We start from the raw sequence: 15,202 nt of genomic DNA on the forward strand, positions 1-15,202 counted from the left end.
TCTCCCCTTTTATACTTCCCCACTTATGTTTTAGGTTGCATTCCCTCAACAAACAACTTAATCATAATTCTCATTTCATCCATTATAAATTCTGTAACATCTGGTAAAAGAAAAACAATTAAAAACATTACTATAAGACCCACTAAAAGTTTCATTTGAATACCAACTGCAAACATATTCATTTGAGGAGCAACTTTTGCCATAATGCCTAATACACAGTTTAAAATCATTATACACGCAAAAAAAGGCAAAAATATTCTAAATCCGATAACACATGCCTCGCACATGTATCTAATCATTGCCTTTAACAAATGGTCCCAATGAAAAACTGCTCCACCTAATGGAATTAACTTAAAAGAGTCAATAATCGCCCCCACTATATATATATGCATATTCGACGCAATCATTATTAGTGTCACAAAATATAAATACATATTACCGCTTATTGTTACTTGAGAATTAGTCATCGGATTAAATTCTGTAGCCATGGACAAGCCTATATCCATATCAATTATATTGCCAGCTAGGACAACGATAAATGTACAAATATAAGCTGCATATCCAATAAATAATCCAACTAACACTTCTAAAATAATACATGTAGAATACTCAAAAATATCCTTACTTTTATATGCTTGCGCATCCACAAGTGGTATCAAAAAAACAGATAATGCAAGTGCAAAACCAACTTTAACTTTATTTGGAATATCTCGACCACCAATCAATGGTGCTACTACCAAAAAGGAAGCAATTCTAACTAGAATCAATATGAACTTTTCTACATCTGCTAATGTCACATTATAGGTTACCATAGGCTATTTACCTGTACTTATATAATAACTAAAATGCGACCATAAATTTATCATCAAATTTGAAATCGTATTTAAAATCCAAGAACCACAAATAAGCATTGTAACAAATACTGCTATAACTTTAGGAACAAATGTAAGTGTCTGCTCTTGAATTGACGTAACTGTTTGGAAAATACTGACTATTAAACCAACTATCAAAGAAACTAATAGTAGTGGTGCTGAAACCATAATAATAGTAAAAATTGCATCTCTTGCGATATCTAAAACTATACCCTCTGTAATCATATTTTCACCCTCTTATACCTTTTTAATCACTGAAACGTCTGTAGAACTCCCATAATAACCAAATTCCATCCATCTGCTAAAACAAACAACAAAATTTTAAACGGCAAAGAAATAGTCGTTGGTGGAAGCATCATCATACCCATTGACATAAGTACAGATGAAACTACCATATCAATTACAATAAACGGTACATAAATTAAAAAACCAATTATAAAAGATGTTCTTAACTCACTTAAAATAAACGCTGGCACTAATGTTGTAAAAGGAATATCATCATAACTTTTATATGATTTAACATCCTTTCCTGACATTTTTACAAATGCCTTTACATCTTTTGTTTGAGTTTGACCATACATAAATTCGCGAAGTGGACCTTCTGCTAACTCTATAGCTCTTTCTTGTGTAATTTCTCCTTTGTCTAGCGGTTTAATTGCCTGATCATTTATTTTTATAAATGTTGGCGACATAATAAAAAAGGTCATAAATAATGCTAATCCAACTAAAACCTGGTTTGGTGGTGAAGACTGCGTACCTATGGCCGTTCTCACAAAATGAAGACAAATAATAATCCTTGTAAAAGATGTTAACATTATAAGAATAGCTGGTGCTAATGCTAAAACTGTCAACACAAGTAGCATCTTAATTGGTGTTGACACAGATCCATTATCATTATTATAATTTATTGATAAACCATTATTATTATCATTCTTGGCGTTTGGATTTACCCCTGTATTATCACCCTGCAATTTTCCTATATCTTTTGACGGATTATTTGTTGCTGTCATTACTGATATTCTATTATTATAATCATTTACAGTACTAGCTTTTACTTCACTTTCTTCTAGTTTAAAAGCTAATAGTAAAAAAATTGCACTCAATAAAAAAACTATTATTATTTTCCTTTTTATTATTTTTGTCTTTTTCATAATCTTAATCCTGCTTTTTTGGTATTTTATCTTTTATTTTTGAAAAAATTTCCTGAAATGAATCTTCAACTTTTGTAAACTCCTGCTCTTCTAAAAACGATAAGTCTGTTAATTCGTCTTCTTTTACCTCTGTCAGAAAAGTTACATTATCTTTTCCAACAGCGACTACAATATATTTTTTTCCAATTTTTACTAAGCAAATATTCTTATTTGCCCCTACCTTAGTTGCTTCTACAACTTTCAAATTACTATTGTGTCCTTGTAATTTTTCGTATTTTGCCAACCATTTTGTAACAAAATATGCTGATGCTAAAACAAATAAAAAAATCAGCAGGACCCCTATCAACTGTACAAAGCTTTCTATCGTACTCATCTCTTATTCCCCTATTATTCTTTTAAAAATATTTAACCTCTTCATAATAGCACTTAAAAGGGTGACTCCTACAAACTGTCTACATAGCATAAACACTATCATAAACAGCCGTAGTCCCCCTTTTAATCAAATAAACAAACATTTTTTACATAACACACGCACTTTATGCGCCTGCCAATTTCATTTTATATTTCGTATTATATTTAATTTGTAATTTAACCTATAACTTTCTTTACTGCCTCTAATACACGCTCTGGCTGGAATGGTTTTACGATAAAGTCTTTTGCTCCTGACTGGATTGCTTCAATAACCATTGCCTGCTGACCCATTGCTGAACACATAATTATACATGCATCAGGATTGGTTTCCCTAATTTTTTTAAGAGCTTGTATACCGTCCATCTCTGGCATTGTAATATCCATGAGTACAAGGTCAGGTTTAGTTTCCTCATATTTTTCTACGGCTTTAGCTCCATTTTCAGCTTCGCCAACGATTGTATATCCATTTTTTGATAGGATATCTTTAATCATCATTCTCATAAACGCTGCGTCATCACAAATTAATACATTTTTTGCCATAATCTCATATCTCCTGTTCTTTAACTATTTTTGATTGGATTTACGGTATTTATAATTTCTGTAATTCTAACTCCAAAGCTTTCCTCGATTACTACAACTTCGCCTCTTGCAACATACTTACCATTTACTAGTACATCTATTGGCTCTCCGGCAATCTTATCTAGCTCAATAATCTTACCTGGACTTAAATCCAAAATTTCTGAAATTGTTTTATTAGTTCTGCCAAGCTCAACCGTAACGTTAAGCGGAACATCCATAATTAAATCAATATTTTCTGGTTGCACCTGTTGGAATTGTCCTCCACTAAAGCTCTGGAACTGAGCCGGTTGAACATTCACAGGCTGCTGATTATAAACCTGTCCCATTGGTTGTCCTCCCATTGGCTGCCCCATCTGTGGTGGTGGTGCCTGTTGTGGTGCCGCCGCTGGTGGTGGAGCTGCCTGAGCTGCTGCCGCCACAGAATCTGTCTCTTCTTCCATGTTGGCTGATACACCCTTACACATTTCTCTAGCAAATTCAAATGGATATAGTTGCATTATTTCGCTGTCAACTAAATCTCCAATCTGCATTCTAAACTTAATCAGTACAAATGGATGAGTTAAAAACTCATCAATTGATGCTTCATCTACATCATCCTGTGGATTAATGAGATCTGCAACTGGTGGACTTATATCTATCATCCTATTCAACATTGAAGAAAGTGAAGTAGATGCTGCACCCATCATTTGGTTCATAGCTTCACTAATAGCACTTAAATGCAACTCTCCTAGTTCTCCTTCAACATTTTGACCATCTCCACCCATCATTAAATCGGTAATAATTTTTACATCTCGCTCTTTTAAAACAAGAATATTACTACCATCTAATCCAACTGTGTATGCAATTCTAATAAATACACAAGGTCTCTCATACGTTTCTTCTATATCGCTCCATGTCGAATAAGATACAATAGGTGTTGATATTTCAACTTTTCTATTTACTAGAGCGAATAAAGTAGTCGCTGCAGAGCCCATACTTATGTTGGAAATTTCACCAATGGCATCTTTTTCGTCTTCTGTTAAAGTGTTGCCCCCTCCGCCTTCAGCAGATGTATCCTCGGCTGCACCGCCGCCTTCACTTCCAGAAGCATCTCCGCCACCATTAATTAATGCATTGATTTCATCTTGGGATAATACTCCATCCATAAAATACTACTCCTCTCTAACCACTGAAGTGACCCTCACTGCATAGGCATCTCCTGACGCACCAGGTAAAGCTGTAAACTTTTTAATAGTCCCAACATAAACATCTAGTTCGTCATCAACTTTCTTATCTAATCTTACAATATCTCCCGCTTGTAGCGTTGAAAAATCGAGAACAGATAAGTTACATTGTCCTAAGATGACTCGCATAGGAATCTGGGCTTTCGAAATTAAAGTTTCAATATCACCTGCATATGTTGTCTCATCGTGATTTTGTATATTTGAAAACCAATACTTGGTATTCAACCTATCCATAATATCTTCTATTGTGATATAAGGTAGACAAATATTCATAAGTCCCTCTACATCACCTATAGTAATATTTAATGTTACAATAGCTATCATTTCACTTGGAGAAATGATCTGGGCATATTGTGAATTCGTTTCAATTCTTTCTAATCTTGGATGTATATCTTCTACGTTTTCCCATGGTTCACGCAATAAATTAACGCAAACAACCAAAATTCTTTCAATTATTAGTAATTCTATTTCTGAAAAATCTCTTTGTTTATCAAGTGGTTCTCCTCTTCCTCCTAGCATTCTATCCACCATTGCATATCCTAGATTTGATGCAAGCTCCAAAATAATACTTCCTTGTAATGGTGCAAAATCAACAATTCCTAGTAGAACTGGATTCGACAGTGCATTCGCAAATTCAGAATATGTAACAGCCTCAGAGTTAACAACTGAAACCTGAACCGCTTTACGAAGGTATACAGGAAGGTTCGTTGATAATAAGCGACCATAATGTTCAAATATCATCTCAAGTGTTCTCAAATGTTCTTTGGAAAACTTTGATGGTCGCGCAAAATCATAATCTTTTACTGGTTTTTCATCAGTTTCCTTTATCTCATCAACATCAAGTTCTCCTGAACTTAATGCATTTAACAACGAATCTATTTCACTTTGGGATAATACGTCACTCAAATATTCTCACCACCTATTTATAAATTTTGCAAAGCTTTTCGTATAACCTTCTACTACTCTGTCTGAACTGTCGAGAAATTAACTCCAATAACAAAGTCTTTACCAAACATATCTTGAATATCTTTTAGAATTGCTTTCTTAACAGCATCAGTATCTGCATTAAATTGCTCTATAGTATATTTACGAACAATAACATTGATGTCGTTTAATACTATCGTACTCTTTTCATCAAGTGCTGCTGGGCCATATTTCTTATAGCCTTCGCTAGTCTTATCTAATGACAAAGAAATACCTAATACTGCAAAGTGACTCTTTCCATCAGAACCCTTTGCCAAGTTAATTGTCATCGTTGTTTTTTCTCCGTCTTTTAATTGATAAGTTTCTACATTTTCAATAGGTACATCCGTCACAGATGCACCGCTACCGTTCTTTAATTCAAGATCAATAGCACTACTTACCTGCTCAATTAATTTGTTAGCTTTTTGAGTTTCTGGCAAAATTGAGAAGACCATAAGACCTGATAGCACAACATTTGCAAAAACTAAAGCTAAAATAATAACTGATATAAGATTCTTTTTCATGTTCTCTACCTCTCGTTGAAATTTATATCTCTTATCAATAGTACTTTCGTTAATTTTGTCCAATTACTTAATATCTGAACTCAATGAATTATAAATTTTAAACTCTACACGCCTATTAAAAGCTCTTCCTTCAGCTGTACCATTATCCGCAACTGGTACTGTTTCTCCTCTTCCAGAGGATTTTACATTTGCTGGATTTAAACCTGTCCTTGATAAAACATAATCCATAACGCTTAATGCACGATACATCGAAAGTACATTGTTATTTGGATACTTCGCTGATGAAATAGGAACATTATCTGTATGTCCTTCTATATCTATCGTGTTTTGTGTATATAATCCTAATATCTGAGATATCTTATCTAGGATTGCACTTGCTTCTGGTTTAACATCAGATTTTCCTGAATCAAAAAGCAATGCGCCTTGTACATTTAACTGTACATATTGTTGATTAAAATCTACTTGTATATTATTTGTCATTCCTGCCTGATCTATCATTTTTTGTATTTCTTCTGCCATTTCTTCTGACTGATCAAGCGCTTGCTGTTTGTATTCCTTTACGGCTGTTTCTTTTTGCTTTTCTGTTTCAGTTTTTGAAGTCGAATTTTGTTCAGGTTCCTCGGTACCTACATTATTATTTTCTGTCATTGATTTTTCTTGTGTATTATTTTCATTTTCTGGTTTTTCTGGTGACTTTGAGTTTGCCATTGCATTATAGTAAGTATCAAGGAATTCTAATTGAGCAACGCCCCCTGATACCATGTTTCCATTTCCAATACTAGCTCCTCCCGCTGGTAATATACTAAAACTACTCTGCAAAGAAGAAATAACCATTTCAAATTTTGCTGCATCTACACTAGACATTGAGAAAAGTAAAACGAAGAAACATAATAGCAAATTCATAAGATCCGAGAATGTAGCCATCCATGCTGGCGAACCCTTAGGAGCTTCCTCTTCTTTTTTCTTTGCCATTATTCTTCACCTCCACCTCCGCTTGCACCTACACTATCTCTTTGTGAAGGAGCTAAGAATGATTTAAGCTTTTCTTCTATAACTCTTGGGTTTTCTCCTGCTTGAATAGAAAGTAATCCCTCTACAGTAACTTCTCGCATAGTAACCTCAAGAGAATCATTTACCTTTAACTTAGAAGCAACTGGGTTTGTTATCCAGTTAGCAATTAATGAACCATACAATGTTGTAAGCAAAGCTACCGCCATTGAAGGACCGATTGTTGATGAATCTGATAAGTTCTTTAACATGTTTACAAGACCTACTAGTGTACCAATCATACCCCAAGCTGGTCCCATTTCACCCCATTTATCCCAAAATGAAATGGTTGTTTTATGTCTCTCTTGCAAACACATCATATCTGTCTCTAAAATTCCACGTACTAATTCTGGATCAGTACCATCAACTACCAACATAATTCCTTTTTTTAGGAAAGGATCTTCAATGTTGTTAGCTGCCTCTTCAAGTGCTAATAAGCCTTCCTTTCTTGCTACGTTAGACATGTCAATTATACTTTTTATTATTTCGCCAGGATCTTGTGTATTTTCCTTAAAAATAAGTCCCATACCCTTTAGGCCATTTATAAAGTCTGGCAATTTGTTAGATGCTAGTGTACTCGATAGTGAGCCACCAATTGTGATAATAACGGACGGTACATCAATAAAGTTTCCAAATGCTGCTACACCACCCGAACTAATAATACCGAAAACTACCATTACTAAACCAAGTACTATTCCTGCTAGAGATGCTATATCCAATACTATACACCTTCCATTCCTAAGACAGCTAGATAGTATAAATCTAGTAAATTTTTATTTATCTCACACACTAACAATTTAATTTTACTAGACTACATCTACTATGTCTATTTATTTTTTGTAAGTTTTTATTTTTTAGCCAATTAATCTTACAGTTGGTTATTTCCTCCCTTTTTGTGTATGCAATTCACTTAATTACAATAATTTCTTTATTTTGCTTATGCTAGAAAGAAAGGGGAATGATACTCTATCATCCCCCTATTAATTTGTAAGTTAATCTACCGTAATTTATCAGCCTAAAATAATTTTCACATTATTTTTCGGCTAGATATCACATCTATTTTAGATTAACTTAACGTTTTAAATTAATTAATTCTTCTAAAAGTGTATCAGATGTTGTAATTACTCTTGAGTTAGCCTGGAAACCTCTTTGAGTAACAATCATATCCGTAAATTGTGCTGATAAATCAACGTTTGACATTTCAATTTGTCCAGATGTCATTTTTGAACCATCCGCATTGATTGCAACACCAATTCCATCAAAATCACCTGAATTCAATGTTGTTTTGTAACAGTTTTCACCTATTTTTTCCAAACCAGATGCATTTGCGAACTGTGCCACTGGAATCTGTCCTAATAGAACTGTATTACCATTATTATATGCACCATACACTAAGCCAGATTGATCAATTGTAATACCTGTAAGTGCACCTAATTTTTTACCAGTGCCAACACCTGCATCTGTACCATTTTTCATTCCTAAAGTTGATACTCCACCATTATTAGAGTTTTGCATTGATGAAAAATCAATATTAACATTGGCAAAGTTTCTACCCTCTGCAGCATTAATATAACCATTATCATACTGCTTATTTCCATTTGGATCTAATTCAGGTACACCGCTTCCATCAACTTTTAGTTTTCCTTTTAATTCCATAACTATAGATTTCACTCTATCATTAACATCTTGTCCTTCAACAGTTGTTCTAGCATCTTTACCACCCGCTCTAACAGCTGCTGCATCTGTAATATCTGCAGTTACTTCTGTCATTCCTGTAAAAGTACCTTTTGATCCGTCATATACTAAATACTGAGGTTTAAAAAATTCACCTAATCTACTTGACTGTGGATCATCTGGATCATATATAGGCTTTCCACTTGAATCTACAACTGTTTTTCCATTTGAATCTTGTATATCAGTTAAAGCAACAGTATATACGCCTTCTGCATCAGTAGCTTTAACTGTAAACTTTGCAGTATATGAATATCCTAAATCATCGTATAATGAAAGGTTCATTGTATATCCTTTATCAGGATCAGTTACGTTTGTATCGTTTTTATCTAAAATACCTAAAACATGACCATCCGTTGTAGCCTCTGGAGCTGAATTTTTTGTCTTTGGAGACATTAACTGTAAAGGTGAAACTGTGTCCTTTAAGATTTTTACTTCCCCAGTATCTGCATCTACAGATGTTTGCCATCCTTGAACTGTGTAACCTGTTGAACTCATGCAAAGGAAACCATTTCCATCAATATAAAATGAACCAGCTCTTGTAAAGTATCTATTTTTTCCATCACTAACTATAAAAAAGTTAGTTGTTTGACTATCTGTTAATTTAATATCAAAAGGATCACCTGTAGTTTCTGCTGCACCTGCAGATGTAATATTTATTTTAGTTGAACCAGTTGTTACACCTAAACCAATTTGTTTTGCATTAACACCACCAACACCATTTGCTGCATCTCCTCCCGATGCACTTGATGTTGTCTGATACATAATCTCAGTAAATCTAACAGCAGAAGCTTTAAATGCCTCTGTATTAACGTTTGCAATGTTGTTACCTATAACGTCCATTCTTGTCTGATGTGTCTTAAGACCTGACACAGCAGAGTACATTGATCTCATCATAATGCACTGACCTCCTAATTTCTAGATAGTGCATATTATTCCTTCTATCTTTCGGGAATAAGAAAGCTTCCATAAGGTCCAGCTTTACATAATTATTGCACCATCAATATTTGTAAAAATATTACTCTTCGATTCTTCTTGATTCAAAGCTGTTACAACAGTTTTATTTTTTATGTTGACTATAAAAGCCATTGAATCAACAATTACTAAAGACTCGTTAATTCCTTTTTCACTTGCCTTTTGAACTCCAGCCTCTAAACGTTTACTTTGACTTGTAGAAAGATTTATATTTCTTGAAGCCATCCTATTTGTTGCATGTTTAGAGAACTTTAATTCTGCTGAAATATCATTAGTCGCATCCTGCTTCTTTTTTAAGATATCCGCAAAATCAAAATTTTTATTTTCATGTGTTTCAGATGAAGTTTTATTCTTTAAATACTGCTGTGAAAGTTGTTCAATGGAAGTGAATTGGTTTGCTATTTTGTTATAAGCCATGCCAAATCCCTCCTTTTATGACTTAAAAAATAAATGTTTAACCTATAAAAAATATAACTTAATCTACCTAGACGATTAATATATTCACTTACTCGCCTGTTGAATTATTTGTGCTCTCACCTGTCTGATTTTCATTGTTTGAAGTTTGATTAGTCTCATTTGTTTCTTCAACTTTATTATTTTCTTGCTCGCCTTCAACATTTGTATTGAATTTATCTGCTAATTCTTTTAACTCTACTAATTTTTCAATTACAGACTTATCAACAAACGTTCTAGCATACATACTCATTGAATCATACATTTTATACACATCATTTATGGTATTTTTATATGATGGAGTAAGATTTTCCTTTGATGGGAGCGAAGCAACTTTCTGAGTTAATGCATCTGCTAAACATGTTGCCTCATAATATGTTGAATCAATTACTTCTTTCACCTTGTCTATTTCATAAAGCTTATTTTCAACAGATACATATGCTTTTCCATCAATGTATTTAACGTAATCAACTACACCTTCTACAAGCTTGCCTAAATCTTCATCTTCCACATCAACAATCTTTCCTACTAAAGAATTAGCCATGTTTGTTGTCGTTGTATCTTGCATTGATAGCATCGCCTCTAACTGTGAGAACGTAGCTAATTGAGCAACATATTCTGTATTACTTGTAGGCTCTAATGGGTCTTGATATTGCATTTCAGCACACAAAAGCTTCAAAAAAGCATCATAACCTAATTTATTTTGTGTTACTTCTTTTGACTTAGATGATGTAATTTTGCTTTCAGGTCCATTTTTACTATTTACAACTACACCATTTTTAATCTCTGCTGTTGGCATTCCATCACTCCTTATCCTTTTAGATAGTATTCAATTTTGAACTTAAAAAGTACTATAAAATCTATGCTGTCAAATCAACTGAATTACCGTTATCTTTCATAATCTGTGCAACTAATTGTTCTTCCTCTGTCATAATCCCTGCTAAAGAATCAAGACTATCTAGTTTTATATTTCTTCTAAGAACCTTTAGATTTCCTTGTAATATATTTGCATTTTCTTCATCTCGTTTATTATTTTGCTCTAAATTTTGTTCAAAATTATGTGACGCAACAGTAACATCAATTGCTTCTACTTTTACTCCAGAACTCTTTAAATTTTCTTCTAAAGCGACTATCTGATTAGCAAGAATATTCTTTATTGCTTCATTTTGAGCTGATATTTGTGCATGTACTGCACCATCTTTTGCTGTTACCTGAAGATATAGTTTACCTAGATTTTCTGGTTCAAGTTGCATTTCCATTGTTGTTGCATGCTCTTGTATAACAACTTTAATATTATTTGTTATTTTCTCAATCAAAACTAAAGTTTTATCACCTTGCATATACGAAACAACATTCATTTGAGGTGAATTTGATGCTTCAACTTTGTTTGGATTAAAATTAGCATTTACACCAACATTTTCATGTGGCCTATTTAAAATATTATTTTTTGTTTTTTCAAAAGTATTGTCTTTTTCTTTATCAGCTTTTTCATCTTCTGGCTCTATTACCTGATTCTTGTTTAAATTTTTATCTAAATCTGAATCCTTGTAATTATCATCTTCTTTTATGACTTCAATATTTAGCCCATTTTCATCAATACTATTATTTAGCCCATTATCATTAACAACACTTTCTTTATTATTTCCCTTTTCATCTGTAATTTTGGTTCCTTCACTCGAAAGAGTAGAAACAGCTTTTCCCATAACATTTTCACTCTGTTTTAGAATTTCTTGACTATCCTCTAGATTTTCCTGCGTAAATTCTTTTGGTATAATTTCAACTTCTTTTGCACTTTCATCTGATAATACTTCTGAAGCAATTTGATTAACTTCGTCTGATGTAATTCCAATTATCTCTTGCATCTGTTTTGAGATATCTTTTATTACACCTAAAATGTCTCTAAAATCTTGCCCTAACAATAAATTTGTAACATCTGCCTCATTTGAAATATTTGCAACAAAATCAGCTAAATTTTTAGGATCTAATAGATTTAATACATTAAAACCTAAATTTGAAAGTGCCTCATCAATTTCTTCATCAGATACATCAAACTGTTCTTTTACTATGTCTTTTAATATGCCCTCAATGTTATTTAAAATATCTTTTGTAGAATTTAATTTCATCTTGTCTTCTAGACTATTAATCTTGCCCTCTTTTATTGTCGGCACACGTTTGTTATTAATTCCTAAGTTCTTTTCACTTTTGATAGATAATACATCATTTGCTACATCTTTCTTTTTACTAGAAAAGCTTTGGTGCATATACTTCTTAAATTGTTCAGATACACCAAAGCTTTTTTTTGTCTCACTTATATTTGCGGTAGATTGTGCTATAATTGCATCTACGCCAAGCCCTTTTGATGCAGCTGTAACTTTTGCATCTGCCAATAGGTCAGCCTCCCTTCTATCACAATACTACTCAACAGCGAGATAACTTCACATTATTTAGATTTTGGTTCCATAATCTCCGTCAATGCTGCAGCGTTCTTTGAATTCATCTTTCCTAAGATATCTGCCCTAGATTGTGCATCCATATTATTTAATATTTCTGCAACTAAATCATAGTCATTTGTCATTGTATCAAAAATTGCTGCGGCTTCTTTTGGTTTCATAGATGAGTATGTCTTTGCATACTCTTTAACCTTTTCACTAGCCTGAAGTTGTTCTACAACCTGCTTATACAAGTTCTCTGCATTCTCTGCGTCGATACTTTCGTAGTATTTTTTATATTCCTCTATATCGGGCGCATTATCAGTATAAACAACCTCTTTATAAAAATTTTCCTTTTCTTTAGCAAATTGATCCTGTTGATCTTTATACTTTTTTAATTCATTTATTTGTGATTGTAAATTTGCTATTGTTTCATCTTTTTTCTTTATTTGTTCCGCTTTTTCATCATCAGCTTTTTCTAATTCTCTGATTCTTTGAACAGCAGCGTCTAACGATTCAAATTGATGTGCTGTATCAACCTGAGTACCTTTATTAACCTGTTCTGGCAAAATTTTTTCTGCATAAGGTAAATCTTTGATAAGTGGCCTTAAAATCTGTGATCCAAAACCACCTACATCAGCCTTTATTAGTATTCCTATAATTCCTAACCAAATAGTAATAATTAGAATAGTAATAAAAAAGATTAAAATTTTACTCGAAAATTTTTCTTCGCCTTCTTCTTCATCACCCTCATTATTTTTTGCTTTTTTCTCTTCTTTCTTTTTTGCCTTTTCTTCTTTCTTTTTTTCTTTTTCAGTTAATTCTTCATTTTCCATTGCATCTGTATCTGCCATAAAAACCCCCTATCATACATCCTTAATTTTCATTGTTACTAGAATAAGTATAACTTATAAGTCCATCTACTTCTTTTGCTTCTTCCTTCATTAACTCTCTCTTAAATTCTTCAAATGCTTTTTCTTTTAATACCTCATGTGTCTTTCTTTCTTTCATTTTTTCTTGTAAAGCAAAACGATACTCATCACGTATCTTTTTTGCTTTGTTAACTTCTATAATTTGATATTGAATCATTTTTTTTACAACATTTATATTATTTCTATATTTCGATAATTTTTCTAAATCTAGTTTTCCATCTTCATGTAAATAATCTCTAAGAATTCGGTCGTATTCAGCCTTTTTTAAAAACAATTCCTTAAGCTTGTTGTCTTCTTCGACATATTTACTATTAGCTTGTGCAAACGAAATTTTGGCCTGATTTTCAAGTTTTTGTTTAATATTCAAAATATTATCCATAGAATAGACAAATTTTGCCATAGGCTATCACCAACCTTTTATCTTTCATAAATCCTTAAATTTCTTCTTGTATATTTGGCTCGTCAATAAAATCAGATGCTTCAGTAGCATCTATATCATCATCTACATTACTATCTACATTATCATCTACATTATCAATTGAAGCTGTATTCAAATTGTTATTTACCTCATACTCTTCGTCAAAAACACCTGCTAATAAATTTAATTCATTCTCAAACGAAAATTTTTCTGTTGTTTTTTGACAAAGGAACTCATTTACCTCTTTTATTTTTTTTATTGAATAATCTATATCCTTATTTGATCCTTCTTTGTATGCACCAATATTTATTAAATCTTCTGCCTCGTTATATGTGGCCATAACCGTTTTTAGCCTACCAGCCAACTCTTTATGGCGTTCAGATGTTATAGCACCCATTACTCTTGAAATACTTTGTAAAATATCAATTGCAGGATAATGATTCTTGTGACTTAATCTTCTATTTAGCATAATATGACCATCTAAAATACTTCTCGCTGTATCCGTAATAGGTTCATTAAAATCATCACCATCAACTAAAACGGTATATAAGCCTGTTATCGAACCCTTATCCGATGTTCCAGCTCTTTCAAGAATTTTAGGCATTTCTGAATAAACTGAAGGTGGATATCCTCTTGTAACAGGAGGTTCACCAGATGCTAATCCCATCTCACGTTGTGCCATAGAAAATCTTGTCAACGAATCCATCATCAACAACACATCTTTTCCCTGATCTCTAAAATACTCTGCTATCGCAGTTGCCGTCTTTGCTGCTTTATTTCTTATAAGTGCTGGCTTATCTGAGGTTGCGACTACAACAACAGAACGTTTCATACCCTCTTCACCTAAATCTCGTTCTATAAATTCTCTAACTTCACGTCCACGTTCTCCAATAAGTGCCACAACATTTACATCCGCTCTTGTATTACGAGCAAACATTCCTAATAATGTACTTTTTCCAACACCTGAACCTGCAAAAATCCCTATACGTTGTCCTTTCCCAACCGTTATTAAACCATCAACTGCTTTAACTCCTAATGGAAGAACATCATGTATAATTGACCTTCTCATAGGATCTGGTGGAAGTGCGTCAACAGGATACTCCTTTAAATCATCATATTCAACAACATCATCTGTTGGCCTTCCTATTCCATCAACAGTATGTCCTAATAAACTGTCTCCAACCTTTACCATAAGAGGCTTTCCTGTGTTTTTTACAACACACCCTACAGATATACCTTCTGTATTATCAAAAGGCATCAAAATAAGTCGCATATCTCTAAATCCAACAACTTCTGCCATAACATACTCCGCATTATTGCCACTATCGTCTAAATATATACGACAAAGATCATTTAGTTTTGCCTCAGGTCCAACTGATTCAATTGTAAGTCCAACAACTTTTGCAACTTTCCCATAACAGTCATAATATTGTCTGTTTAAAAGCTGTAAATATTTTTTTGTTTCATTTAACATGAATCAACCCCCAAGCCTCT

General features: G+C 33.0%; 17 protein-coding genes. All 17 read right to left on the bottom strand.

Annotation, left to right across the window (positions count from 1 at the left end; genetic code table 11):
* Positions 1–23: 23 nt before the first annotated feature.
* The 17 genes from BMY79_RS02245 to fliI all read right to left on the bottom strand — a co-directional run bounded on the left by BMY79_RS02245 (position 24) and on the right by fliI (position 15,182).
* Positions 24–812, bottom strand: coding sequence for a flagellar biosynthetic protein FliR (locus BMY79_RS02245; RefSeq protein ID WP_027421745.1), 789 nt, complete (start codon positions 810–812; stop codon positions 24–26).
* 3 nt (positions 813–815) lie between these two features.
* Positions 816–1,097, bottom strand: coding sequence for a flagellar biosynthesis protein FliQ (fliQ, locus tag BMY79_RS02250; protein WP_022747922.1), 282 nt, complete (start codon positions 1,095–1,097; stop codon positions 816–818).
* Positions 1,098–1,123: 26 nt separating this feature from the next.
* Entirely contained in the window at positions 1,124–2,023 is a 900-nt protein-coding gene (gene fliP / locus BMY79_RS02255) for a flagellar type III secretion system pore protein FliP (RefSeq protein WP_022747924.1), read from the bottom strand.
* A 4-nt stretch (positions 2,024–2,027) separates the two neighbouring features.
* A complete protein-coding gene (gene fliO, locus BMY79_RS02260; protein WP_022747925.1) occupies positions 2,028–2,396 on the bottom strand; it encodes a flagellar biosynthetic protein FliO in 369 nt (122 codons plus the stop codon).
* Positions 2,397–2,611: 215 nt separating this feature from the next.
* Positions 2,612–2,974 carry a response regulator gene (locus tag BMY79_RS02265; protein WP_022747926.1) on the bottom strand — a complete coding sequence of 121 codons (363 nt, stop codon included), beginning with the start codon at positions 2,972–2,974 and terminating at the stop codon, positions 2,612–2,614.
* Between the two features lie 20 nt (positions 2,975–2,994).
* Positions 2,995–4,158 (bottom strand): flagellar motor switch phosphatase FliY, encoded by a 1,164-nt coding sequence (gene fliY / locus BMY79_RS02270; RefSeq protein WP_022747928.1) that lies wholly within the window; start codon positions 4,156–4,158, stop codon positions 2,995–2,997.
* A gap of 6 nt (positions 4,159–4,164) precedes the next feature.
* Positions 4,165–5,142, bottom strand: a complete 978-nt coding sequence (gene fliM, locus BMY79_RS02275) for a flagellar motor switch protein FliM (RefSeq protein ID WP_022747929.1) — start codon at positions 5,140–5,142, stop codon at positions 4,165–4,167.
* Between the two features lie 53 nt (positions 5,143–5,195).
* A complete protein-coding gene (locus tag BMY79_RS02280) occupies positions 5,196–5,723 on the bottom strand; it encodes a flagellar basal body-associated FliL family protein (RefSeq protein ID WP_022747930.1) in 528 nt (175 codons plus the stop codon).
* 63 nt (positions 5,724–5,786) lie between these two features.
* A complete protein-coding gene (locus BMY79_RS02285) occupies positions 5,787–6,695 on the bottom strand; it encodes an OmpA/MotB family protein (RefSeq protein WP_022747932.1) in 909 nt (302 codons plus the stop codon).
* Positions 6,695–7,489, bottom strand: coding sequence for a motility protein A (locus BMY79_RS02290; RefSeq protein WP_022747933.1), 795 nt, complete (start codon positions 7,487–7,489; stop codon positions 6,695–6,697). The genes BMY79_RS02285 and BMY79_RS02290 overlap by 1 nt, the downstream gene beginning before the upstream one ends.
* A gap of 352 nt (positions 7,490–7,841) precedes the next feature.
* Complete coding sequence (locus tag BMY79_RS02295; protein WP_022747934.1) at positions 7,842–9,398, bottom strand: flagellar hook protein FlgE; 1,557 nt, start codon at positions 9,396–9,398, stop codon at positions 7,842–7,844.
* 84 nt (positions 9,399–9,482) lie between these two features.
* The gene (locus tag BMY79_RS02300; RefSeq protein WP_022747936.1) at positions 9,483–9,893 is read right to left on the bottom strand and encodes a TIGR02530 family flagellar biosynthesis protein; all 411 of its coding nucleotides are present in this window, start codon (positions 9,891–9,893) and stop codon (positions 9,483–9,485) included.
* A gap of 88 nt (positions 9,894–9,981) precedes the next feature.
* On the bottom strand, positions 9,982–10,728 hold the full coding sequence (locus BMY79_RS02305; protein ID WP_051604866.1) for a flagellar hook capping FlgD N-terminal domain-containing protein: 747 nt from the start codon (positions 10,726–10,728) through the stop codon (positions 9,982–9,984).
* A gap of 61 nt (positions 10,729–10,789) precedes the next feature.
* Positions 10,790–12,316, bottom strand: a complete 1,527-nt coding sequence (locus BMY79_RS02310) for a flagellar hook-length control protein FliK (protein WP_074730362.1) — start codon at positions 12,314–12,316, stop codon at positions 10,790–10,792.
* Between the two features lie 53 nt (positions 12,317–12,369).
* The gene (locus BMY79_RS02315; protein WP_022747940.1) at positions 12,370–13,212 is read right to left on the bottom strand and encodes a MotE family protein; all 843 of its coding nucleotides are present in this window, start codon (positions 13,210–13,212) and stop codon (positions 12,370–12,372) included.
* A gap of 22 nt (positions 13,213–13,234) precedes the next feature.
* Positions 13,235–13,690, bottom strand: coding sequence for a flagellar export protein FliJ (gene fliJ, locus BMY79_RS02320; protein ID WP_022747941.1), 456 nt, complete (start codon positions 13,688–13,690; stop codon positions 13,235–13,237).
* Between the two features lie 34 nt (positions 13,691–13,724).
* Complete coding sequence (fliI, locus tag BMY79_RS02325; RefSeq protein WP_022747943.1) at positions 13,725–15,182, bottom strand: flagellar protein export ATPase FliI; 1,458 nt, start codon at positions 15,180–15,182, stop codon at positions 13,725–13,727.
* Positions 15,183–15,202: the final 20 nt, after the last annotated feature.

Origin of the sequence: Lachnobacterium bovis, assembly GCF_900111325.1 — a bacterium.
GTDB classification, from domain to species: domain Bacteria; phylum Bacillota; class Clostridia; order Lachnospirales; family Lachnospiraceae; genus Roseburia; species Roseburia bovis_A.